Raw genomic sequence first — 24,337 nt, 5'->3', positions numbered from 1 at the left:
CGTCATTCCGGGGCGATGCGAAGCATCGAACCCGGAATCTCGAGATTCCGGGTTCGCCCTTCGGGCGCCCCGGAATGACTGCTCCAGTTCTTTCCTCACTTGTGGATCAGCGTTCCCGTGCCCTGGTTGGTAAAGAGTTCGAGCAGCACGGCATGCTGCATCTTGCCGTCGATGATGACGACGCCCTCGACGCCTTGCTCGAGCGCGTAGATGCAGGTCTCGACCTTCGGGATCATGCCGCCGGAAATGGTGCCGTCGGCGATCAGTTTTCGCGCGTCCTTCACCGAGAGCTGCGGAATCAGCTTCTTCGACTTGTCGAGCACGCCGGGCACGTCGGTGAGCAGCAGCAGGCGTTTTGCTTTTAGCGCGCCGGCGACAGCGCCCGCAAAGGTGTCGGCGTTGACGTTCAGTGTCTGGCCTTCCTTGGAGGTCGCCAGCGGCGCCAGCACCGGGATCAGCTCGTAACCGATCAACTGGTTGAGCAGAGTCAGGTCGACCTTTTCAGGGTCGCCGACGAAGCCGAGATCGATCGCCTTCTCGATGTTCGAGCCCGGATCGATGATGGTGCGCGTCGTCTTCGACGCCTTCACCATGTTGCCGTCCTTGCCTGAGAGGCCCACGGCCTTGCCGCCGGCTTCGTTGATGTAGCCGACGATCTGCTTGTTGACGGAGCCCGCGAGCACCATCTCGACGATCTCGATGGTGGCAGCGTCAGTGATGCGCAGGCCGGCTGCGAATTCCGAGACGATGCCGAGGCGCTTGAGCATGGTCGCGATCTGCGGCCCGCCGCCATGCACCACGACAGGATTGATCGCGGTCTGTTCGAGCAGCACGATGTCGCGGGCAAAATTCTTCGCGGTCTCCTCGTCGCCCATGGCGTGGCCGCCATATTTGATGACGATGGTTTCCTCGTCGTACTGCTGCATATGCGGCAGCGCTTCGGACAGGATGCGGGCCTGGTCGAGCGGGGAGATTTCGGTCATGAGGCGGATCTCGCTGGCGGGACTAACGCGGCCTGCGTTCTATCTGATTGGCGGGCGAGGCGCAAAGTGGCGTTCTTCCCCTCTCCCACAAGGGGAGAAGGAAGAAGAGGTCACTCTTTTCCCGCCATCACGGCCGCCAGCGTCACCGCCAGCCAGCTCAAAATCATTGTCGTTCCACCCGTCGGTGCGGCCATCGGAAACAGTGAATGGCCGGCATATTGCCGCAAGGTGAGGTCGCCCGCGAACAACACCGCGCCGATCACGAAACCGAATGCTGCGATCAGGCCAATTCCGCCGTGCAGAAGGCCGCGCGCGAGCAAGGCGACCGCTGCCAATATGGCAGTTGCATGAAACAGCAGCATGGCGCTGGCAGAGGCAAGCCGGCTGGCGTCGCTGCCGTGGGCGGCGGCCGCGGCCAGCGCGACGCCGGCGGCGCCCATCAGGCCGGCAAGGGCAATCAGCAGGCGGGGCATCACTTGGTCCGCTCTTCCAGCAGTTTCGCCATGGCAGCACGCAATTCAGCCATGCCCGAGGCGTTGCGCGACGAGGTCGCGATCACGTTCGGGAACGCGGCCGGATGCTTGGCAAGGGCGGCTTCCGTCTCGGCGATGCGCGATTGCAGCTCAGAGGCCTTCACCTGGTCGGCTTTGGTCAGCACGACCTGGTAACTGACGGCGGAGCGGTCCAGCGTCTTGAGCACTTCGAGATCGACATCCTTCAAGCCGTGCCGCGCGTCGATCAGCACATAGACGCGCGCGAGCGAGGCCCGCCCCAGCAGGAACGTGTGGATCAGCTCGGTCCAGGATGCGACCTGGCTCTTCGGCGCCTTGGCGTAGCCATAGCCGGGCATATCGACGAGCCGCAGGTCGCTCTTCCCGGGGACCTCGAAGAAGATCAGCTCCTGGGTGCGGCCCGGCGTATGCGAGGTGCGCGCCAGCGCGTTGCGCCCCGTGAGCGCGTTGATCAGGCTCGACTTGCCGACATTGGAGCGCCCGGCAAAGGCGATCTCCAGCCCCGCCATCGGCGGCAGCGTCTGGATCGAGGGCGACGCCCAGATGAACTGCCAGTCGCGCGCGAACAGCTTTCGCCCGGCCTCGATCAGCTTCGCATCTTTGTCGTCGGTCATGCGAAGCTCTTTGTTGCACCGTCATTCCGGGATGGTCGGAAGGACCAGACCACAGGTGCGCAATTTTGCGCACCGGGGCATCTCGAGATTCCGGGTTCGATGCCTCGCATCGCCCCGGAATGACAGAGGGGGAAGGCTACGTCGCCTCAGTCGTCACTTTTTTTTTGAACACGTTTCTGATGTTGTCGAACAACTCCACCTTCACGCCGTTGCGGCGCATGATGAAGCTCTGCTGGAGCACCGAAAGCGTGTTGTTCCAGGCCCAGTAGATCACGAGACCCGCGGGGAAGCCCGCCAGCATGAAGGTGAAGATCAGCGGCATCCAGTTGAAGATGATCTGCTGCGTCGGATCCGGCGGCGTCGGGTTCAGCTTCATCTGGAACCACATCGTGATGCCCATGATGAGCGGCCAGATGCCGAGATGCAGATAGTGTCCGAACAGGGGAAGGGTGGTCGGATCGAACGGGATCAGGCCGAACAGCGTGAAGATATTGGTCGGATCCGGCGACGAGAGATCCTTGATCCAGCCGAAGAACGGCGCGTGCCGCATTTCGATGGTGACGAACAGCACCTTGTACAGCGAGAAGAACACCGGGATCTGGATCACCACGGGAAGACAGCCGGCGACCGGATTGATCTTCTCCTTGCGGTAGATCTCCATCATCTCCTGCTGCTGCTTCACCTTGTCGTCGGGATAGCGCTCCTTCAGCGCCTGAAGCTGCGGCTGGATCGACTTCATCTTCGCCATCGAGGCGTAGGACTTGTTCGCCAGCGGGAAGAACAACAGCTTCACGATCACGGTCACGAGCAGGATCGAGATGCCGAAATTGCCGAAGAACCGGTAGAAGAAGTCGAGGCCGAGGAACATCGGCTTGGTGATGAAGTAGAACCAGCCCCAATCGATCAACAGATCGAAATGGTTGAGGCCGAGTGCCTTGTTGTAGCCGCCGAGCCCGGCGAACGGGAACACGCCGACCACGCCGGCTTCCTTGGCGCCGGCGAACAGCCGCGCATTCGCGGTCGCAGTGCCGCCGATCGCGACGGTGACGGGGTCGAGCAGATAGTCGGTCTGGTAGGTGTGGACGTTGCCGTTGAGGTTCGAGGAGAACCGCGCCTGTAGCTGCGCACTGGTGTCGGGCAGCAGCGCCGAAGCCCAGTATTTGTCGGTCATACCGAGCCAGCCATTGGTGGCCTTGAAGCTCACCGACTTGGCTTCGTCGATCTTCTTGTAGGCATATTCCTGCAAGCCATCGAGATAGCCGATTAGACCTTCATGCAGGATGTAATAGCCGGAGACCTGCGGCGTGCCGTGGCGCGAGATCAGCGCGAACGGATACAGCGTGACAGGCGCGTTGCCGACATTGCTCACGTCGTCCTTGATGGTGAAGAGATAGTGGTCGTCGACCGAGATGGTGCGGCGGAAGGTGAGACCTTCGCCATTGTCCCATTTCAGCACCACGGGCGTGGCCGGCGTCAGGCTGCCGCTGCCGTCCTGCTGCCAGACGGTCTGGGCATCAGGCATCTTCGACGTCACGCCCGTCGCCGCCACCCAGCCGAACTCGGCGTAATAGGGCTCTGCGGTGCCGGAGGGCGAATAGAGGATGATCGGCGGCGATTTCGGGTCGACGGTCTCGCGGAATTGCAGCAGCGCGAGGTCGTCGATGCGGCCGCCCTTCAGCGAGATGCTGCCGGCGAGGCGCGGGGTGTCGATCTTGACGCGCGGCGAGGCCGCAATGGCGGCGTCGCGGCTGACGGTCGGCTGGGCCTGCTGGTTCGCGCCCGGCGCGGTGGTCGGCGTCGTGCTGCCCGCCTGCGGCGTGGCGCCCGGCGTCGCGGAGGCCGTCGGCTGCGGATTGGCCTTCTGCAGCTCGGTCTGCGCCTGCTGCTGGGCGCGCTGCTTCTCCATCGCCGGCACGTTGTAGAAGTACTGCCAGGCGATCAGCACCAGGCCGGACAGAATGACGGCGAGGATGGTATTGCGATTGTCAGTCATCACTATGGTCTCGTCATCAATCCGGTTTGCGGCTGGCGGCGGGGCTGGGCTTGGCCCCGCGTCCCCTGTGAGATTCCTTGGCCGTATGCCGCGCGGGCTTCGTGAACGCTATGCGCAGATCGTCGAGCATGGTCGTGAAGTCGCGCGAGAGCGCGTCTCTGCGGCCGACCAGCACGTAATCATGATGGGGTTGCATCGATACCGGATCGAGCCGCTTCACCAATTCGCGAAGCCGGCGCCGGATGCGATTGCGTTCGGGGGCGTTGCCGTTCTTTTTGGTAACGGTGAAGCCGATCCGGACAGGACCGAGGTCGTCGCGACCAAGACTTCGGCGGTCAAGGCTTTGCAGGACGAACGCGGGACTGTTCACCCGCGCGCCATTGGCAACGGCGAGGAAATCCGCTCGCTGCCTCAGCCGATCCATAATGAAATCCCGGAAAAGGGGGTCCGGCTCAGGCGCTCAGACGCTTGCGGCCGCGGGCGCGGCGGGCGGCAAGAACCTTGCGGCCGCCGGCAGTGGCGAGACGAGCACGGAAACCGTGACGGCGCTTGCGCACCAGTTTGCTGGGTTGATAAGTCCGCTTCACGGGTTTTTCTCCGCTGACCGGGCAATTTGCCTGTAGAATTGATGATAAAGTCCGGAAGATGCGGCTCAAAACGGGCCGTTTCCGGCCCCAGAAGAGCCGCTCCCGGTGTCGCACCGGGTCATCGCGGACAATTTGCGCGGCTTATAAGGTAGCGTCTTGTTTTCGTCAACGCCGCAGGACCGCACAGTTCCGGTGAATATCGCTGTTTCCTTGGGGTTTTTAACCCTTGAGGTGGCGGATGGCGATATCAGCGCCTACATCCCACCTCGGCAGATTAGCGATCTGTAATTTGACCGCCCCCAGGGGCGGTCGCATCTTCCATCAGCGAAGCTCTCTCAGAAGGCCAGCAGGGGCGAATTTCGTGGCAGCGACGGACCTTCAGCAGCCGACACAAGGCCTGGATCAAAATCTTGATCCGGATCTGGATCGGCCAGAGGACCAGCCGGATTCTCCGGCGACGCGGTCCCGTGGCCCGGGAGGGCTCGGCCTGTCAGGCAAGCTGCTGCTGCTGACCGTCCCGCTGGTGATGATCGCGGCCGTGCTGCTTTATGTGCCCGCGATCGCCAACTTCTGGGTCAATCGCCTCAACGATCGCGTCGCCGCCGCCAATACCGCGGCGCTGGTGCTCGACGCGGCGCCGCTCGGCATGGTGCCGGATTCGCTGTCGCGGGAAATCCTCAAAAGCATCAATGCGCGCGCCGTCGCGATCAAGATGGGCCAGCAGCGCCGGCTGCTTGCCAGCGACAATCTGCCCTCGGCGATCGAGCATGACGTCGATTTGCGCGACATGACCGTGTGGGAGGCGATCACCGGTTCGTTCCAGATGATGTTGGAGACCGGCAACCAGCCGATCCGCATCGTTGGTCCCGGTGTCGGCAACGCTCAGTTCGTCGAGATCGTCACCGACGAGCAGCCGCTGCGGCAGTCGATGTACCGCTTCTCCCGCAACGTCGTGGTGGTCGCGCTGATCATCGGCGTGTTGACCGCGGGCCTCGTCTATCTCGCCCTGCATTATCTCTTCGTGCGGCCGATGCGGCGGCTGACCGCGAGCCTGGTCGGTTTCCACGAGAATCCGGAAAGCTCGGCGCGGATCATCGTGCCGAGCCAGCGCAGCGACGAGATCGGCGTCGCCGAGCGCGAATTGTCCGACATGCAGCGCGACCTGATGTCGATGCTGCATCAGAAGAGCCGGCTCGCCGCGCTCGGCCTTGCCGTCTCCAAGATCAACCATGATCTGCGCAATCTCTTGGCCTCGGCACAGCTGCTGTCGGATCAGCTCGCCAGCGTGCCAGATCCCAGGGTGCAGCGCTTCGCGCCGAAGCTGGTGCGTTCGCTCGAGCGCGCCATCGCCTTCTGCCAGTCGACGCTCTCCTACGGCCGCGCCCAGGAGGCCGCGCCCGACCGCCGCATGATGCTGATCGAGCCTGTCGTGCTCGAGGTGCGAGAGACCGCGGGCCTTGCCAATGACGTTTCGATCGCCTGGGTCTCCGCGATCGAGCGCGGCCTTTCGGTCGATGCCGATCCCGACCAGCTGTTCCGCGTGCTGCTCAACCTCGTGCGCAACGCCGCGCAGGCGCTGGAGAGCCATGCCTCCGGCGACGGCGGCCCGCAGCAGATCCGGATCACGGGCAAACGCGAGGGCGCAGTCGCCATCCTGGAGGTCTCAGACACCGGCCCCGGCGTGCCCCAGAAGACCCGGGAGCATCTGTTCGAGGCGTTCCAGACCTCCGGCCGCCCCGGCGGCAGTGGGCTGGGCCTCGCCATCGCCGCCGAGCTGGTCCGCGCCCATGGCGGCGACATCCATCTGGTCGAAGGCACCATCGGCGCCACCTTCAGGATCGTCATCCCCGACCGCCCCGTGGAACTCCTCTCCATCCGCAACGAGCGGCAGCGGGCGTAGGTCGGCCAGCGGCCCTAGTCGCTCGTGATTCCGGGGCGGCGCTGCGCGCCGAACCCGGAATCCAGAGGTCTTGGCGCGAGATTCCGGGTTCTCGCGTCGCGAGCCCCGGAATGACGGTGGGGAGGCTGTCATCCCCCTGCAAAAATCTCCCCATCCCGGACCTTGCCAACGCCGGCAAGAGCGGTTAGTCAGAGCGCTCTTTCGCACCCCTTCCGGCGCTGTCCGGAGGCTGCGTGCGGGCTTAGGCTCGCACGTCCTGCGAAAAACGCGCCCGTAGCTCAGCTGGATAGAGCATCAGACTACGAATCTGAGGGTCGGACGTTCGAATCGTTCCGGGCGCGCCATTTCGCAATTTTCGCTTCCGACTACATACTGGATTGATGCCGTATCTCTGAGCAGGCGCGGGTTCGGCTTGTCACCCCGACGCCACAGGCAGCGAAATAAGCCGTGTCTCAACCGCGTAACGCTGTCGCAGCAATTGATCTTCCCCACGCGCTGCGATTGCATGGTTTCAATTTGAGATCAGGGGATTTCATGGGGCGGGGTTTGTTATCGCGGCTCACCGCGAATTCGCTCTCCCGGATGTCGTTGCCAACGACCGCCGCGGCGGATCGCGAATTAAGTGCACTGTCACCGTAATTCCGTAATTCCGTAATTCGAAGTGTTGAAGGCGAACGCGAGAAAGCTGCTGGGCCTATGACGAAGGAGAAGGTTTCGCGCAATCTCTTGATTGCGCGGCAAGTCGTGGCCGTTGCGACGGCCTTCTTTCTGCCGCTCTCCACCTCCGGCGAGGCGATCGCCGCATCGACCTTCATGGTGCTCGCGATCGCAACCCTCGACCTCCAGCGCTTCACCGCAACGGCACGTAGCCCGGCCGCATGGCTTCCGGCCGCGCTGTTCGCGTTGATCCTCATTGGCGTGACCTGGTCGAGCGAACCCCTCCCCGTCGCATTCAAATGGGTTGGCCCTTACGTCAAGCTGCTGCTCATTCCGATCGTGATGGCGACCGCCTTCAGCCGCAAGGATGGCATTCAGATCGCCTTCGGGTTTCTCGCCGCCTGCACGATCCTGCTGATACTGTCATGGGCTTCGGTGATCTGGCCAAGCGGACCATGGGGGTGGTTCAAGATGCAGGGCGTACCGGTCAAGGACAACGCCGTGCAGAGCGGCGAATTCGCGCTGTGCGCCTTTGGTCTCGCCTATGCGGGCCTGCTGCTTTGGGGTGAAAATCGCACGCGCGCCATCCTGGCCTTGTCACTTGCCGCGTTGTTCTTCACCAACGTCATGATCATCTTCGTCTCCAAGACCGGCATCCTGATGGCCACCGCGCTGCTCGCGTTGCTGCTGCTGGAAACCCAGGGGTGGCGACGCGGCCTACTGTTCGCCGTTCCGGCGGCGCTCGTCATCGTGATCGCGCTTTCGTTCTCTCCCTCCGCCCAACTCCGGTTCAAGCAATTCCTCGCCGGCGCAGAGCCTTTGCACGAGGACCACGATAATTTCTCGACCGTGGCGCGGCTCTATTTCTGGAAGCAGTCGAGACAACTCATTGCGAGCGCGCCCGTTCTCGGCCACGGCACCGGCAGCATCGCGGGGCTGTACCGGAACCTCGACCAGTCGAAGACGTTTGGCGACATTCCGGACCCGCACAATCAGTTTCTGCACACCACGTTGCAAACCGGCCTCGTCGGAGGCGCCCTCCTCATCGCAATGTGGGTGGCGCATCTCGCGCTGTTCTGGGGAAGCGGTCCACTCCGGGCGATGGGATTGGCGATCGTCGTCCAGAACGTCCTGGGGTCTCTGTTCAACAGCCATCTTTCAACCGTGACGCAGGGCACGCTCTACTGCCTCGGTGTCGGCCTGGTCGGCGCGTTGATCCTGGGCGCGCGGCTGCCCGTCTCCCCCGCGAAGCACGCCACCGATGGCGTCGTCACGAAATCCATCGGTGCAGCCAGCGCTTGAGGTGACGCCTCGAGAATTTCTGAAGCGTGAACTGGATCCGCAGCCGGGCCTGGCTGTGATTCTTGCACGCGAGCGAGCTTCTGAAGGCACCGTTGAGGCTGCCCTGCTCGGCCAGCGGCGGTTCGGGCCAGAGAATCGTAATACCCATCGCGGGGTCGCCGCGATTGAAGGCAATGTCGATCGGCTCGTGCATTGGGTGCCGGGCGATCCAATCGAGACGCGCGGCAGCCTCTGGCGCGCCCAGGACGTAAGCCTCCATGTTGCGGACGCGATTGCCGGCATAGACGCTCTGGTCTGGTTTTAACTGTGCGGCGGGCGTGTAGAAATTGGTGGCCGCACCAAGGTGAAGAATGTGCGGCCGGGGCCAGCGTTCGGCCTCCGCCAACACCCTCCGAAGGCGCGCGATGAAATCGGGGACAAGCTGCGCATCATCTTCGAAGATCACAGCGAGATCGTGCTGCTGCGCACATATCCGCTGCATTGCGACAATGTGTTTTAGCGCGCAGGATTTCTGCCGGATCGAGAGCGGAGCTCCCTTCGCAAAATAGAGCGCGTCGACCGCGGGTGTGATCTCGTCGACCTCAAAGTCCAAAATCCATTCGAATGGGATTCCAACACGGTCGAGCTCGCGCCGAATATGTCCGGCGCGCTCGGGCAACGACTTCGAATGAACAACATACGCAGGCAGCATGGAAATCCGAAGCGGCCTAAGCTGAAATAATTCCAGGTTATCAAATGATCCAATAACGGATCAACCATCGTGTTCGACCCCGCTAGAACGTCCATGACCCCAGGCGGTGCCGAGTCACTGAGCTTGCGCTACCCGGCTACGGCAGATCATCGCGGAGATCTCGTCGATAGGACGGATCTGAATCTCAAAACCACATCATTCGGAAGGCTTTGCCCCGGCCAGGACGCTAGAATGTTCAGAATGGCTTTTTGCGCCATTGCATTGATTTTCGCGCCCACGGCCGAGCGCACGTTATTGCGGTGCTATTGTGCTGCCGCACGTCCGCTCCTGGGAATTCCAGCCTTGCTTCTGGCGTCGTGAGTCGGATTCCCGCCGCCGTCGCCTGCGAAAGGACAATGTCCCCCGCCCGGCAGGGTCTGTTAGACAGCGCGCTCACCAAGTAAGAAGCGGCCAGCAGGAAACAATCGGCGTTGACCGGAGGGTGCGTGCAACTGCTTCCCGAGGCAGGACGACCAGTCGCCCTTGCTGCGGCTTGATCACAAGAACAGGTTCGAGCTTGACTGAAGCGAGCCACGAGGTGGAGCGTCGTATGATGGGAGTGAAGGTCCGGAATGGTCTGCGGTCGCTCGGCGCCGTCGCGATCGTGACGATCGTGACCCTGGCCCTGCTCGAAATCGCTCTTCGCGTGGCCGATTTCCGCGAGTTGCGGGACGGCGTCAGCGAGCGCTCGCTGAGCTACCGATACGATGCCGAACTCGGTTGGATGCCGGTCCCCGGCCTGAGCGCGGACGTGACCAACGCCCGCACGGTCCACGTCAAGCACAACAGCCTCGGCCTGCGCGACGACGAGTTCGTGCTCGACGGCAAGCCGACCATCATGTTCCTCGGCGATTCCTTCGTGTGGGGCCTGGATGCCGAGGCGGACGAGCGGTTCACCGAGTTGCTGAAGCCACGCATCGCGAACGACAAGATTCTTGCCGCAGGCGTGTCCGGCTTCGGCACGGACCAGGAATATCTGCTGCTGCAGAAGCTATGGCCGAAGGTCAAGCCGGCAGTCGTCGTCCTGATCGTCTGCACAGGCAACGATCGCGACGACAACAGCACGAACATCGTCTACGAGGGCTACCAAAAGCCCTATTTCGTGACGACGGCGGACGGCTCGCTCGCATTGCGGGGGCAGCCGGTCCCCAAGTCCCGCCTGCAGGCCATCAAGGAGGATTGGTGGGTTCGCAATTCCTGGCTGGTCCGGCTTGCGAATGCCGTCTATCTGAAGTTTCGGCATCCGAAGATCACCGTGCCCGATCCGACGGATCGGCTGGTCGACATGATCCGCGACTATGTCGAATCGCACGGGGCCAAATTCCTCGTCGGCATGCAGACCACGGACGCTGACCTCGTCCATCATCTGGAAGCCGTGCACGTCCCGTTCGTGACCTTCGACGGGGCCGGGGCTTATCCGGGCCTGGGCATAGGCGGACACTGGACGCCGGAAGGACACAAACTCGTCGCCGAGCGGCTCTTGGGCCTGTTGCAGGCCAATCATGTGATCGAGCAGGCGCCGGCCGCCACGGGTTCGGCAGGGGCGCGTCCCTAAGCTACCTGCCTGCGCTAAGCCGCCAGGCCCCGCTTCTCATCCCCGACCAGATGGACCCGGTTGCGGCCGGCGGCCTTGGCGTCATAGAGCGCGATGTCGGCTTCGGCGAACAATTCGGCGATCGGCCGGCGGTGCGGGCGGCCGATCAGGGCTGCACCGATCGAGGCGCCGACTTCGAGGCGAAGGCCGTTCCAGAACAGCGGGCGGCTCAGCATCATGACGGTCTTCTGCAGCACGCGTGCGATCCGCGCAGGGTCGGTCGGCGCGCGCAGGACGATCGCGAATTCGTCGCCGCCGAGCCGGCCGACCAGGCCGGCATTGTGGAAGGCCCGCCGCAAACGCTGCGCGACCTCGCACAGGCATGCGTCTCCGGCCAGATGGCCGAATTTATCGTTGAGCTGCTTGAAGCCATCGAGGTCGATCAGCACCAGCGCTGAAGCGGATCCATGATTCAGGCTGTCATTGACCACCTCGCGATAGCGGGCCTGGAAAACGGAACGATTGGCGAGCCCGGTCAGCGGATCGGTTTCGGCTTGCTGCCGCAGGGTCTCGATCGCCAGCCGGTCGGAGGTGACGTCCTGTTTGCTGCCGAAGATCCGCACCGGCCGTCCGCCCTCTCGCACCGCATTGATCGAGAGCCGCATCCAGCGCTTTTCGCCGCGCCAGGTTCTGATCTCGGCATCGAGAGTCACAGGCGAGCCGCTCCGGATCACCTCGGCTCGGGCAAGCTCCATGTGGCGCCTGGATTCATCGATGTAGAGGTCAACGATGTCAGCGCGCCGCAACGGGTTGCTCTCGGGATAGCCGAAGATGTCGTAGACGCCCTGGGTCCAGCTCAGGCGCTCGGTCTCGAGCACGCACTCCCACGCTCCGATGCGCGCGGCGTTCAGGGCCTGATCGTAGAGTCGTACGCGAACCTCGTCCGGCAAGGTCGCATGGTCTTCTGTCATCGACGGTCCGGCAGCATGTCGCGATTTCGCCCAAGAGCTTAAAAGAGTGCTTAAAGGCTAGGGCTGGTGCGTTAACGAATTCTGTACGTCCAAGCGAGCAGGCGTAGGGAACCACAAGCGTTCGCCGGCCGGCGATGCTGGCTGCTTATGCCGGCCTCAAGCTCCGAATGCGGCGGCGAGGACCCGCAATTCGTCCCTGACGCGATCAAGCACGCTTTCATAGTCACGCGTCTCGATCTGACGGAACAGCCGCACGCTCGGATACCAGGGGCTGTCGGCGCGATCGAGCAGCCAGCGGTAGTCGGGCGTCCATGGCAACAGGATCCAGGTCGGACGCCCAAGGGCGCCGGCGAGATGGGCCACGCTGGTGTCGACGGTGATCACGAGATCAAGACAGCGGATCAAGGCGGCGGTCTCGGCGAAGTCGGTGAGGTCGGCGGTCAGATCGACAATGTCGTTCCTTTCGCGCAGCACCGCCGCATCGCTCGGGCGCGGCGCCTTTTGCAGGCTGACGAAGGTGGCGTCGACATCGAGGATGCGCGTCAGCGTTCGCAATGGAATCGAGCGCGTCTCATCATTCACGTGCGAGGGATCGCCGGACCAGACCAGGCCCACCCGGAGTCGCGTGCGAGGACCAAGTCTGCTGTCCCAGGCCCGAACGCGGCTGTCGGGAGGGGAGGGCAGATATGGTCCGGACGGGATCGTGTCGAGACGGGTCTTGAAGGCGAGCGGAAGACTGGAGATCGGGCAGTGCAGATCGAAATCAGGCAGCGTGCCCATCGCCGACATCGGCACACAGACGGATGCGCCGTCGAGATCAGACATCAGCCGATGCAGCGGGTCCTGGACGGCCAGGAGAACGCGCGCACCGCGCGCGGCAAGCAGGGGGATGTAGCGGGCGAAGTGAATCGTGTCGCCCAACCCCTCGTCCGCAGCGATCAGGATCGTCCTGCCTTCAACGCTCTCGCCACCAAGCCACATCGGTTGCGGAAACCGGGGATATTTTGACGACGGCAGTTTCGACCGCGTCTGGTGCCCAAGCCAACCGGCTTCGAAATTGCCGGTCAGAAGCTGGGCCAGGGACACATTCCACGCGGTCACCTCGTTGCTCAGCCCGAGCGACGCCATGCGATCGGACAATGCGAACAGCTCGTCAAAACGATGGAGGTGAAAAAGCGCGACCAGTCTGTTGTCGAAGGCATCGGCAAAGCGCGGCTGAAGAGCGATGGCCTTTTCGAACCAGGCCAGCGCCTCTTCGTTGCGGCGAAGCCGCCTCAGCGCAAGACCGAGATTGTTGCAGATGTCGGCATTGCCAGGGTCGAGCCGGTGCGCCCGCGCGCCTTCGGTTGCGGATTCCTCGTACCGCTTCAGGCCGTAGAGAACCCACGCGCGCGTCCGCAGCGTGGGAGCATGGTCAGGGAACCGCCTGTCGCTCTCATCAAGGCGCGCAAGTGCCTCCTCGATGCGTCCGAGCTTATGCAGGAGAATCCCGCTCTTGTAGAGCGCGTCGTGATGATGGGGATTGAGCTTGAGCGCCTGCTGAAAGCTCGGCAGGGCTTGATCGAGCCGCGCCAGCTGAATCAGGATATCGCCGCGCTGGCACCACAAGCCGGAATCATCCCGCCGAAGTTGGATCGCCTTGTCCAGGACATTGAGCGCCTCGTCACAGCGTCCATGCTGCTGCAGCACGGTTGCGAAGCTCGCGAGATATTCCGGCTTGGGTGCGCGCCGGATCGCGCGGACGATCCATTCCAGGGCGTCGTTGTATTGCCGGGCCTCAAGATGCAGCAGCCCCATGAGATGCTGGGCGTCGGTGTGCTCCGCATCGATTCCGAGGGCCTTTTGGTAGCAGGCTTTCGCGTCGAGATGGCGCCCTGCCTGGAAATGCGCAAGGCCCGCTTCGCAGAAGGCGGCGGCTGTGCTCATCGCTGCTGATCCCGTTCATGGTGAGCATCCACCTCAGGGGCGGCAACGGTCCGTCCATTTCAGCAAGGGGAGCTTGCGCGGGGCTTGCGGCCTATCCGGTCAGCGCTGACTGCCTCACGTCGAATAAACTTCGGCACGACGGGCGCTCTTTGTCGGAGATCAAGGAGGCCCGCAAATGACCCGGTAGTTTGTGTCCCGACAAAGAGCTGTTGCCTGCCATGGTCTACGGTGAGGCCAGCTCAACAGCCATGGCAACAATGCGGACGCATTGCGCCTCTGCGAGGGTTGGAGATCGTCATGCTCGAGAAATTCGGAACCGTTGCCGTGATCCTCGCGGCCGCCCTCACATTCGTCGGATCTGCACCTACGCTGGCCGATCATTCCGACATCGTCGTCAGCCAGGCCTGGAGCCGGGCCACCCCGAAGGGGGCAAAGGTCGCAGGCGGTTATCTCACCATCGAGAATCGCGGCACTTCGCCGGACCGGCTGCTCTCAGCCTCCAGTCCGGCCGCTGCCAAAGTCGAAGTCCATCAGATGACGATGCAGGACGGCATCATGACGATGCGCCCGCTCGAGGAGGGGCTGGCGATTCCGCCGGATGGCATCGTCACCCTTGCGCCGGGTGGCAACCACATCATGTTCGTCGGACTGACGGCGCCGCTCGAGGAGGGCCAGCGCATCCCGGTGTCACTGAACTTCCAGCGTGCAGGCACGATCGAAGCGACCTTTGACGTCGGTAGCGTCGGCGCCAAAGGCCCTCGGCTCCAGATCGCCTCGACCGAAGCCGCGTCACCGGCAGCACCTCCGGCGCTGAAGGCGAATGCGACCTCAGCCACCAACGAACCGTTCTTTACGCATCTCTGCGGCACCCGCGTGATGGCCGACATAACTGTTACGCCTGGCCACAGCGGACCGGTTGAAGTGCTGGTTCAGCTCTATGATGGCGAAGAACGGCCGCTGAATGTCGATGCGCTTTCGGTGACGCTGGCCAATCCCGATAAGGGCATCCCGCCCGCGACTGCATCGGCGACACGGGTTGCCGCCGACAAATGGCGCGTCAGCATGATGACCGCGGCCAGCGGAAAATGGTCGCTTGCGCTTGGCATCGACATGACGAAGGACGACCGCATCAACATCGCTGCGCCGATCCTGATCGAGTAACCCCTACGCTGGGATCAATTCACGATGCCTGCTTCTCTCTCTGTTCCCAAGTTCGATATTCCCAAGTTCGATAGTCCCAAGTCCGATAGTCCCAAGTCCGATCCGGTGCCGCGGCCTGCTTCACCGCTGACCGCGTTCGTCTATCCCCAGAACAGCTATCCTGCATCGGTGTTCGAGGCGCTCGTGGCCGCCTGTCGAGGGCGCGGCCTCATGCTTGCCGGTGTGCTGCAGCACGTCGTTGACGCCACGCCGGAGCGGCGCTGCGATGTGGTGCTTGAGGACCTCGCAACCGGACGCCGGACGCCGATCTTCGAAGATCGCGGCGCTGGCGCTGCCGGTTGTCGGCTCGATGAGGGAGCTCTCGCTGAGGTCGCGGTGAACATCGCAAAAAGCCTTGAAACGTTGCCTGACGTCCTCGTCCTCAACAAGTTCGGCAAGGCCGAGTGCGATGGAGGAGGGCTGCTCGAGCTGATTGCCTCGGCCATCGAGCGGAACATCGTCGTGGTGATCGGCGTGCCCCAGGGCAATCTGCAGGCGTGGCGCAGCTTCGCCGGCGGTCTCGGAACAGAGCTGCGGGCCGATACCGGCGAGGTCGAACGATGGGCGCAAAGCGTGGCCCGTCTTAGCCGTTGAGATCGGGAAGAGGCGCGCTGCCGGCAGCGAGCATCTGACCTGCCGTCGCTTTCTTCCGCCGCCTCAACCCGTCCAGGATCAGGTACATCGCCGGCGTCGAGTACAGCGTGAAGAGCTGCGCGACGACGAGCCCGCCCATGATGGTGATGCCGAGCGGCTGGCGGATCTCGAAGCCGGGGCCGGTGCCGAGGGCGATCGGGGCAGCGCTGAGGAAAGCGGCCAGCATCGTCATGGTGATGGGCCGGGCCCGCAGCCGTGCGGCGAGCAGGATGGCCTGCCTGGCATCGAGGCCGCGGTGCCGCTCGGCATCGAGCGCGTAGTCGACCATCATGATGGCGTTCTTCATCACCATGCCGACCAGCAGGATGCAGGCAATGGTGGTCACCAGCGTGAACTGTGTTCCGGTCGCCCACAGCGCGACCAGCGCCCCGAAGGCGGTCGGCGGCAAGGTCGACAGAATCGTCAGCGGATGGACGTAGCTCTCGTAGAGCATGCCGAGCGCGAGGTAGATCGCGACCAGGGCCGCCGCGAACAGCGCCGCCTGCTTGACGATCGATTTGTCCGCCTCCTTGGCCTCGCCGCGGAACTCCGCCTTGATGTCGTCGGGCAGCTTGGCTGTGGCCTCCTCCTTGCGGATCGAGGCGATGGCGTCGCCGATCGACGTACCGGGCTTGATGTCGAAAAAGATCGTCGCGGCCGGAAACTGGGCGCTGTGACGGGCCCACATCGCGGCGTGCGCGCGCTGCGGCCGGGTCAGGGCCGTCAGCGGCACCGCTTTGCCGCTGGCACTCGGCACATAGATCTGGCTGATGGAATCGGGGCCGGTTGCCGCCTGCGGCTCGACCTCGAAGATCACGCGCGAATAATTGGTCGGGAAAAACAACAGATTGACCTGTCGCTGGCCGAAGGCGTCATTGAGCGTGTTGTCGATCGCAACCGGCGTGACGCCGAGCATCGCGGCGCGAATGCGGTCGATCGTCAGCCCGGCCTGCAAGCCGCCGGTTTCCCAGCTCGGGATGATGTCGATGATTTGAGGAATGCCGCGGACACGGCGGATCATGTTTTCTGCGGCGCGTATCACCTCGTTTTCGTCGATGCCCCACAGCGTATATTGATAACGCGAGCCGCTGGCCTGAACGCCGAGATTGAGATCCTGCAGCGGCACGAAGAAGACCCTGACGCCGTCGATTTGGTTCATGCGCTCGCGCAACCGGGCGATCACCTGCTGGATCGACAGCTTGCGCACATCGGGCGGCTTGAGCGCGACCAGCATCTGCCCGATGCTGAGCGCGTTGCCGTTGCCCTCGCCGATGAAGGACGTCAGGCCTGATATCGCGGGATCCTGCAGGATCGCCTCGCCGACGGCGCGCTGTCGGTCCTCCATGGACAGGAACGAGATGTTGGAAGGGGCCACGGTCCGCACGAACATCACGCCGGTGTCCTGGGTCGGCATGAAACCTTTCGGCAGTTTCAGATAGAGCCAGACGCTGGCCCCGGTCAGGGCGGTGATGACAAGGACGGTGAGAATACGATGACGTAGCGTCCAGTCGAGGCTGCGCGCATAGAAGGTGCGTCGCGCTGGGATCGCATCGGGATTGTGCAGCCGCTGCCGGCCACGATCGAGCAGATGACCGCACATCATCGGTGTCAGTGTCAGCGAGATCACCGCCGAGGACACGATGGCGGCCACCAGCGTCACGCCGAACTCGCGGAAATAGCGCCCGACCACGTCAGGCATGAACAGGATCGGGATCAGCGCCGCGATCAAGGCGACGGTGATGGCGACGACCGTGAACACCATCTGCCTGGTACCGTTGATGGCGGCCTGCAGCGCCGGCTCGCCCTCGGACATGCGGCGGATGATGTTCTCGATCATGACGATGGCGTCGTCGACGACGAAGCCGGCGGCGATGGTCAGGGCCATCAGCGACAGATTGTCCAGGCTGAATCCGCACAGGCTCATCACGAACAAGGTCGCGGCGAGCGAGACCGGAATGGTCACGCTCGGGATCACGGTCGCCCAGAAGCGCCTCAGGAATAGCGCGATGACCAGCACGACCAGCGCCGAGGCGACCACGAGCGTGAGCTTGACGTCGTTCACGGCGGCCCGGATCAGCGTGGTGCGGTCATAGACCGTGTGCAGCTTGATCCCGGGCGGCAGCCAGAGCTGGATTTCCGGCAGCTCGGCCTTGATCGCATCGACGGTCTCGACGATGTTGGCGTCCGACTGCTTGTAGACGAACAGGACGATGCCGCGCTCGGTGCCATACCAACCAGCGAGGCGGTTGTTGATGACGCTGTCGGTCACGGCTGCGACGTCGCCGAGCCGAACAGGGGCGCCGTTGCGCCAGGCCAGCACGATGTCCCGATAGTCGGAGGCCTGAAGCAACTGGTCGTTGGCCTCGATGGTCAGGCGCTGGCCGTCGACCGAGACCGCGCCCTTCGGCAGGTTCTGCGATGCGTTGAGGACGGCGACGCGCGCCGCCTCCAGCGACAGGTTCATGGCCGCGAGCCGGGTCGGCGACACCTGGATGCGGACCGCGCTTCGCTCGGCGCCGCTGACGACGATCCGGGCCACGCCCGGCAGTTGCGACAGCTTTGGCGAGATCACGCCGTCGGCGAGGCTGTAGACCTCGCCTGATGTGAACACGTCGCTCGTCAATGCGAGCGCCACGACCGCGGCGCCTGCGGGGTTCGCCTTCCAATAGGTCGGCGGCCACGGGCCCTTCGGCAGGTTCGGGCCCGCCGCGTTGATGGCGGCCTGGACTGCGCCGGCGGCGGCGTCGAGATCGACCGAGAGTTCGAACTGCACGGTGATGCTGGTGCCGCCCATGGCGCTGAACGAGGTGATTTCGTTGACTCCGGGGATCAGCGCGAGCGTTGTCTCGAGCGGCTGCGACAGCGCGTTCGCAACCGTTGCCGGGCTTGCTCCGGGAAACGGTGCGTAGATCCCGATCGTGGGCCGCTCGACCGCCGGCACCGAAGCGATCGGCAGGCGGAAATAAGCGACGCAACCGAGCAGAAACACGCCGATCATCAGCAGCGTCGTCGCCACCGGCCGCAGCACGAATTGTGCGGTGATGCTCACGGCGTCGGCCGCTCCGCCTGCGGCAGCGCCGCCGAATCACCGGCGGGTGCGGATCGCCATCCGAACCGGGTGCGCAGCGAAGCGAACGCCAGATAGACCACCGGGGTCGTATAGAGCGTGAGCACCTGGGAGACGATCAGTCCGCCCACGATGGAAATGCCGAGCGGCTGGCGCAATTCGGAGCCGGTGCCCGAGCCGATCGCGAGCGGCAGCGCGCCGAACAGCGCCGCCATCGTCGTCATCATGATCGGGCGGAAGCGCAGGATGCAGGCCTGCCTGATGGCGTCGAACGAGGATGCGCCGTCCTCACGCTCGGCTGCGAGCGCGAAGTCCACCATCATGATGGCGTTCTTCTTGACGATGCCGATCAGGAGGATGATGCCGATCAGCGAGATCAGGTTGAGATCCTGCCGGTACAGCATCAAGGCCAGCAACGCGCCGATGCCGGCCGACGGCAAGGTCGACAGGATCGTGATCGGGTGGATGTAGCTCTCATAGAGCATGCCGAGGATCAGATAGACGGTCACGATCGCGGCCAGCAGCAGCCATTTCTCGTCGCTGAGCGAATTGGCGAACTCGGCGGCGGTTCCGATCAGCTTGGTCGTGACCGCGTCCGGCAGTCCGATCTCTCGTTCGGTCCGGCGCAGTGCCGCCGTCGCCTGGCTCAGCGACACGCCGTCGGCCAGATTGAACGAAATCGTCGTGGCCGGAAACAGGCCCTGATGCGAGATCAGCAGCGGGGCGTGCTGCCGCTCGATCCGCGCGAAGGCCGACAGCGGCACCGGCGCGGACGCCTTGCTGAAGGCGGCGCTGAAGCCGCCGGTCTGCTGATCGATCGTGCTGGCCTGGGCCGCGGCCGCAGTCAGATAGATCTTGCCGAGGATATCAGGATCGTTGCGCAGCGCCGGGTCGACCTCGATGATCACGTGGTACTGCGTCAGCGGTCCGAATACCGTCGCGATCTGGCGCTGGCCGAATGCGTCATACAGCGTCTGGTCGATCGTGTTCAGGCTGACGCCGTAGCTCGCCGCCAGCGGGCGGTCGATGGTGACGGACATCTGCAGGCCTTCGTCCTGGCGGTCGTCGGCGACGTCGGCGAGCTCCGGCCGCTTGCGTAAGCCATCGACCAGCCGGCGGCTCCAGAGCCGAAGCTCGTCCTCGTCGAGATCCTGCAGCGCATATTGGTATTGCGTGCGCGAGACACGCGTTTCGATCTGCAGATCCTGCGCCGGCTGCAGATGCAGCGTGATGCCATGAACGCCCTCGACCGCATGTTGCAGCCGCGCCATCACCGCTGCCGCCGACGATTTCCGCGCGTCGGGGCTGCCGATGTCGATATAGAGCCGGCCGCTGTTCAAGGTGGTGTTGACCGAGCCGATGCCGACGAAACTGCCGACGGTGACGACATCGCCATCGCGCGCGATCACGGCCGCCAGCTGCTGCTGCCGCTCGGCCATCGCCGCAAAGGAGATATCCTGGGCCGCGTCCGTGGTGCCGATCAAGAGACCCGTGTCCTGCAGGGGCAGGAATCCCTTCGGGATCGCGACATAAAGCATTCCGGTGGCGATCAGCGTGAGCACGGTGAAGACCAGCGTGAGGTTGCGATGCTTCAGCACCCAGTCGAGCCCCCACAGATAGAAGCCTGCGGAGGCGTCGAAGCCGCGCTCGCTGATACGGTACAGCAAGCCGTGCGGCGCATTGGGATCCTCGTGCCGCAACAGCTGCGCGCACATCATCGGCGTCAGTGTCAGCGAAACGAGGCCTGAGATGACGACGGCAAAGGACAGCGTGATGGCGAATTCCCGGAACAGCCGGCCGACCACGCCACCCATCAGCAGCAGCGGGATGAACACGGCGATCAGCGACACCGTCAGCGACACGATGGTGAAGCCGATCTGCCGCGCGCCCTTCAGGGCTGCTTGAAGCGGATCCTCGCCGTCCTCGACATAGCGTGCGATGTTCTCGATCATCACGATGGCGTCGTCGACGACGAAGCCTGAAGCAATCGTCAGCGCCATCAGCGAAAGATTGTCGAGGCTGAAGCCGCACAGCGCCATGACGCCGAAGGTCGCGATCAGCGACACCGGCAGCGTGACGCTCGGAATCACCGTCGCCCACAGCTTGCGCAGGAAGATGAAGATCACCAGCACCACCAGCGCCACCGTCAGCACCAGTGTGAACTGCACGTCGTGGATCGCGGCGCGGATCGTCGTGGTGCGGTCGCTGACCACGGAAATCTTCAGCGCCGCGGGGAGAGAGTCCTGCAGCTTCGGCAAAATGCTCTTGATGGCGTCCACGACCTCGATGGTGTTGGCGCCGGGCTGCCGCTGGATGTCCAGCAGCACGGCGCGCTCGCCTTGGAACCAGGCCGCCTGCTCGGAATCCTCGACGCTGTCGATGGCGGTGCCGACATCGCGCAGCAGCACCGGCGCGCCATTGCGATAGGCGATCACCGCGTCCTGATAGGCCTCCGCGGTGAATAGCTGGTCATTGGTGTCGACGTGAAATGCCTGCCTCGGACCATCGAGCGAGCCCTTCGGATTGTCGGCGGTGGTGGCGGCGATGCCGCGGCGGACGTCGTCGAGCGAGAGGCCGAGCCCGGCCAGCCGCGTCGGGTTCATTTGCAGCCGCACCGCCCGGGTCTGCCCGCCCTCGATGCTGACGGCGCCGACGCCAGGGATCTGCGACAGTTTCGGCACCAGAATGGTCGCAGCGTGATCGTTGGCCTCGTGCAGCGGCATCGTCTTCGAGGTCAGCGCCAGGATCAGCACCGGCGTATCGGCCGGATTGACCATGCGATAGGTCGGCGGGCTCGGCAGCTGCTCGACCGGTATCCACCCTGCGGCCGCATTGATCCGCGCCTGCACGTCCTGCGCGGCCGCATCGATCTTGCGCGAGAGGTCGAACTGCAGCGTGATCTGGCTGTTGCCGTACGAGCTGGTCGAGCTCATGTCGGTCAGCCCCGAAATCGTGCCGAAATAATGCTCCAGCGGCGCGGTGATCGAGGTTGCGACGACGGTTGCCGAAGCGCCCGGATAGCGCGTCACCACCTGGATGGTGGGAAAGTCGACATTCGGCAGCGGTGCGATCGGGAGTTCACGATAGCCGAGCATGCCCAGCAGCACGACCGCGACGATCATCAGCGTCGTTGCGATCGGCCGGAGGATGAAGGGCGCGGACATGGCGGGCCTCAGTCAACGCGGGACTCGGAGCGCGGCTGAGTGGTGGACTGCGCCTTGGCGGTCGGCGTCTGGCCCTCGATGGTGATGCGGGCGCCATTCTCGAGCCGGTAATAGCCGTCGGTGACGACGCGCTCGCCCTTGGCGAGGCCCTTGTCGATCAGCGCGCGTCCGTCAAAAATCTGCCCGACCGTGACGGGGCGGAACGCGGCCGTATCGTCCGCCTTCGCGACCCAGACGAAATCCCCGCGCGGCCCGTGCCGCACGGCGATGGCCGGCGCGGTGATCGCGTTCTTGCGCGTGTCCACCGTGATCCGCCCGTTGGCAAAATTGCCCGGCCAGAGTTTCAGCGCCTTGTTGGGAAAGCTCGCCTTCAGCTTGATCGTGCCGCTGGCCTGGTCGACCTGGTTGTCGACCAGCGTGATCGTGCCCTTGTCGAGCTCGGTCGAATTGTCGGCGGTGAGCGCGACCACTGGCGCCTCGGCCTGGCCGAGGCTGAGCCGGGTCTGGCCGACCGCGACCGCCGCGAGCGTGTAGATCACCGAGATCGGCTGCAATTGCGTCACGGTGACGATGGTCGTCGGCGACACCGCGCGCACGTAATTGCCCTGGTCGACCAGGCGGATGCCGAGCCGACCGCCGATCGGCGCGCGGATGTTGGTGAAGCCGAGCTGCGTGCGCGCATATTCGATCTGGGCGTCGTCGTTGCGGATCTGCGCCTTGTATTGCTCGACCAGTGCATGCTGCTGGTCCACGATCTGCCGCGAGATCGCGGCGGTCTTGATCAGCGCGTCATAGCGCTCCATGTCGATCTGGGCGCCATCGAGCAGCGCCTGGTCCTTCTGCCTGACCGCGATCTGCTGATCGAACTGGGCCTGGAACGGGCGCGGATCGATCACCGCGAGGATGTCGCCCTGCTTGACGTCCTGTCCTTCCTGGAAAAGGATCTGGACGATCTCGCCGTCGACTCGGCTCTGCACGTTGACGGTGTTGGAAGCCTGGATGGTGCCGATGCCGGTCAGGTAGATCGGCACGTCCTCCGCCTTCGCGGCGGCGACCTTCACGGCGACCGGCGGCCGCGGTGGAGGCATCCCGGCGGGACCTTGCTCGGCTTCCGCCGCCTGCATGAAGGGCAGCGCGAACGGGAGCTTGAGGCTCTTGATATCATCTCTGAAATGATAGGCCGCATAGCCTGCCGGCAGCACGACCAGCGCGCCGATGAGGAGTTTTGCTGCGCGTTTCACGTTCAAACCCACCACCTGAGCTGATCGCCGACGCCAGGCCTGACGTGCCCGGGGCGGGATCTCCCTAGCACGAAGCAACCTGAAGTTGCTATCGGCAGGATCCATGTGCTACCATCAGTAACATTAGCACGCGTAGCATATCGAGATCAACGGCGCTGGCGTCGATGAACGGTTGGTTGGCGGATGGACTGGGGGCGCGGGCGCTAGACGACTTCGACGGTCGCCGCCTCGAATTGAGTGCCGGCTCCGCGATGGCGGGCGAGCACCTCGTCTGACAACTCCGACACCTGATTTTGCGCGGTGCTGTCGAGCATCGCGCGGACGCGCTGGCTCGAAGCCGCCAGCACCGCCGGATCGAGCTTGCCGGCGTCGACGCCGTTGATGATCGATTGGGCGAGGAAGCGGGCGCGTTCGGTGTCGGTGAGGTGCGAGCAGATCATCAGCATGTCGTTGCCGGCGGCCATGAAGCGGGCGCCGGAGTCCGGCGCGTCGAGCCGGCCCGCCATCGCGCGCATGCCGACGTCGTCGGACACGATCACGCCGTCGAACTTCATCGCCTCGCGCAACAGCCCGTGCGTGATCGTGCGCGACAGCGTCACGGGATCGTTGGGATCGAGCTTCCGGTACAGGATGTGCGACGTCATCATCATCCCGATGCCGCCGGCGATCGCCGCGGCAAACGGCTTGAGCTCGCGCGCCTTGATCTGCTCGAGATCGAGATCGAGCACCGGCAATTCGTGATGCGAATCCACCTGCGTGTCGCCATGGCCGGGAAAATGCTTGCCACAGGCCCGCACGCCCTGGCGCTCCATCGCCCTGGCGAACGGCAGCATCGCCTTGATGACATCGTCGGCCGTGCGGCCGAGGGCGCGCTCGCCGATCACGGGGTTGGCGGGGTTGCTGTGAATGTCCAGCACCGGCGCGAAATTGAGGTTGCAGCCGAGCGACGCAAGCTCGGCGCCCATGGCGTCGCCGACCTGCTCCGCGGTGCCGGCCCATCGCGCCGCGTAGGAAAAGCGCGTGATCGGGGCTGGCGTGCGGCAGACGCGTCCGCCTTCGTGATCGATCGCGATGAACTGCTTGTCGCGCTGCGAGGCATCGCGGATCGCATCGATCAGATCCCGGTGGACCGAGAGCCAGTCCCGGTAAGGCAGGTCGTGGCGGAAATTGCTCTTGTAGAGGATGACGCCGGCGGGCCGGAGATCGCGCAGCAGCGCGCGGTCGCGGTCATCGAGGACGCTGGTCGGCTTCAAGCCAATGAAGAAATGGTCGCCAACCGTTGCAAGAAGGGAATCGCTCATCTGCCGGGACCGCCACAGATTG

The 24,337-nt window shown here is 64.1% G+C and carries 18 protein-coding genes and 1 tRNA gene; 6 read left to right on the top strand and 13 right to left on the bottom strand.

All coding sequences use genetic code 11. The features are described 5' to 3' along the window. Positions 1–95: 95 nt before the first annotated feature. The 6 genes from argB to rpmH all read right to left on the bottom strand — a co-directional run bounded on the left by argB (position 96) and on the right by rpmH (position 4,689). Positions 96–983, bottom strand: coding sequence for an acetylglutamate kinase (gene argB, locus L6639_RS05950; protein ID WP_237859752.1), 888 nt, complete (start codon positions 981–983; stop codon positions 96–98). A 110-nt stretch (positions 984–1,093) separates the two neighbouring features. Beyond that, the gene (locus L6639_RS05945; RefSeq protein WP_237859750.1) at positions 1,094–1,456 is read right to left on the bottom strand and encodes a DUF423 domain-containing protein; all 363 of its coding nucleotides are present in this window, start codon (positions 1,454–1,456) and stop codon (positions 1,094–1,096) included. Continuing rightward, positions 1,456–2,109: a ribosome biogenesis GTP-binding protein YihA/YsxC gene (gene yihA, locus L6639_RS05940; protein WP_237859748.1), complete on the bottom strand. Its 654-nt coding sequence runs from the start codon at positions 2,107–2,109 to the stop codon at positions 1,456–1,458. Before yihA ends, L6639_RS05945 begins: the two co-directional genes overlap by 1 nt. Positions 2,110–2,245: 136 nt before the next feature. Then, the gene (yidC, locus tag L6639_RS05935) at positions 2,246–4,102 is read right to left on the bottom strand and encodes a membrane protein insertase YidC (protein WP_237859747.1); all 1,857 of its coding nucleotides are present in this window, start codon (positions 4,100–4,102) and stop codon (positions 2,246–2,248) included. Positions 4,103–4,118: 16 nt separating this feature from the next. After that, positions 4,119–4,526, bottom strand: a complete 408-nt coding sequence (rnpA, locus tag L6639_RS05930; protein WP_237859745.1) for a ribonuclease P protein component — start codon at positions 4,524–4,526, stop codon at positions 4,119–4,121. A gap of 28 nt (positions 4,527–4,554) precedes the next feature. After that, positions 4,555–4,689 (bottom strand): 50S ribosomal protein L34, encoded by a 135-nt coding sequence (gene rpmH, locus L6639_RS05925; RefSeq protein ID WP_008542748.1) that lies wholly within the window; start codon positions 4,687–4,689, stop codon positions 4,555–4,557. A gap of 361 nt (positions 4,690–5,050) precedes the next feature. On the opposite strand from rpmH, the gene L6639_RS05920 reads away from it, so the two are divergent. The 3 genes from L6639_RS05920 to L6639_RS05910 all read left to right on the top strand — a co-directional run bounded on the left by L6639_RS05920 (position 5,051) and on the right by L6639_RS05910 (position 8,548). Next, positions 5,051–6,589 carry a sensor histidine kinase gene (locus tag L6639_RS05920; protein WP_377802985.1) on the top strand — a complete coding sequence of 513 codons (1,539 nt, stop codon included), beginning with the start codon at positions 5,051–5,053 and terminating at the stop codon, positions 6,587–6,589. Positions 6,590–6,856: 267 nt separating this feature from the next. Beyond that, a tRNA-Arg gene (locus tag L6639_RS05915) sits at positions 6,857–6,933 on the top strand. A 352-nt stretch (positions 6,934–7,285) separates the two neighbouring features. Continuing rightward, positions 7,286–8,548, top strand: coding sequence for an O-antigen ligase family protein (locus L6639_RS05910; protein ID WP_237859743.1), 1,263 nt, complete (start codon positions 7,286–7,288; stop codon positions 8,546–8,548). On the opposite strand, the gene L6639_RS05905 is transcribed toward L6639_RS05910, so the two are convergent. Beyond that, complete coding sequence (locus tag L6639_RS05905) at positions 8,517–9,239, bottom strand: glycosyltransferase family 25 protein (RefSeq protein ID WP_237859741.1); 723 nt, start codon at positions 9,237–9,239, stop codon at positions 8,517–8,519. The genes L6639_RS05910 and L6639_RS05905 overlap by 32 nt on opposite strands. Before the next feature lie 589 nt (positions 9,240–9,828). Between L6639_RS05905 and L6639_RS05900 the strand changes: the two genes are divergently transcribed. Further along, the gene (locus L6639_RS05900; RefSeq protein ID WP_237859738.1) at positions 9,829–10,833 is read left to right on the top strand and encodes an SGNH/GDSL hydrolase family protein; all 1,005 of its coding nucleotides are present in this window, start codon (positions 9,829–9,831) and stop codon (positions 10,831–10,833) included. 14 nt (positions 10,834–10,847) lie between these two features. Here L6639_RS05900 and L6639_RS05895 read toward each other — a convergent pair whose 3' ends face one another. Then, positions 10,848–11,783 (bottom strand): sensor domain-containing diguanylate cyclase, encoded by a 936-nt coding sequence (locus L6639_RS05895; protein ID WP_237859736.1) that lies wholly within the window; start codon positions 11,781–11,783, stop codon positions 10,848–10,850. Between the two features lie 156 nt (positions 11,784–11,939). Beyond that, positions 11,940–13,709, bottom strand: coding sequence for a tetratricopeptide repeat protein (locus L6639_RS05890; RefSeq protein WP_237859734.1), 1,770 nt, complete (start codon positions 13,707–13,709; stop codon positions 11,940–11,942). A gap of 297 nt (positions 13,710–14,006) precedes the next feature. On the opposite strand from L6639_RS05890, the gene L6639_RS05885 reads away from it, so the two are divergent. Together L6639_RS05885 and L6639_RS05880 are read left to right on the top strand one after the other, a co-directional pair. Next, positions 14,007–14,870, top strand: a complete 864-nt coding sequence (locus L6639_RS05885) for a copper chaperone PCu(A)C (protein WP_237859731.1) — start codon at positions 14,007–14,009, stop codon at positions 14,868–14,870. 24 nt (positions 14,871–14,894) lie between these two features. Beyond that, positions 14,895–15,503, top strand: coding sequence for a DUF2478 domain-containing protein (locus L6639_RS05880; RefSeq protein ID WP_237859728.1), 609 nt, complete (start codon positions 14,895–14,897; stop codon positions 15,501–15,503). On the opposite strand, the gene L6639_RS05875 is transcribed toward L6639_RS05880, so the two are convergent. From L6639_RS05875 to L6639_RS05860, 4 genes are all read right to left on the bottom strand, one after another. Continuing rightward, a complete protein-coding gene (locus L6639_RS05875; protein WP_237859726.1) occupies positions 15,493–18,591 on the bottom strand; it encodes an efflux RND transporter permease subunit in 3,099 nt (1,032 codons plus the stop codon). The genes L6639_RS05880 and L6639_RS05875 overlap by 11 nt on opposite strands. After that, the gene (locus L6639_RS05870; protein ID WP_237859724.1) at positions 18,588–21,773 is read right to left on the bottom strand and encodes an efflux RND transporter permease subunit; all 3,186 of its coding nucleotides are present in this window, start codon (positions 21,771–21,773) and stop codon (positions 18,588–18,590) included. The genes L6639_RS05875 and L6639_RS05870 overlap by 4 nt, the downstream gene beginning before the upstream one ends. An 8-nt stretch (positions 21,774–21,781) precedes the next feature. Next, positions 21,782–23,014, bottom strand: coding sequence for an efflux RND transporter periplasmic adaptor subunit (locus L6639_RS05865; protein WP_237861286.1), 1,233 nt, complete (start codon positions 23,012–23,014; stop codon positions 21,782–21,784). 203 nt (positions 23,015–23,217) lie between these two features. Next, positions 23,218–24,315 carry a glycoside hydrolase family 3 N-terminal domain-containing protein gene (locus L6639_RS05860; protein ID WP_237859722.1) on the bottom strand — a complete coding sequence of 366 codons (1,098 nt, stop codon included), beginning with the start codon at positions 24,313–24,315 and terminating at the stop codon, positions 23,218–23,220. Positions 24,316–24,337: the final 22 nt, after the last annotated feature.

This window comes from Bradyrhizobium zhengyangense (genome assembly GCF_022012555.1).
Taxonomy (GTDB): Bacteria; Pseudomonadota; Alphaproteobacteria; order Rhizobiales; family Xanthobacteraceae; genus Bradyrhizobium; species Bradyrhizobium zhengyangense.
This window is presented reverse-complemented; position numbering and strand designations above follow the sequence as displayed.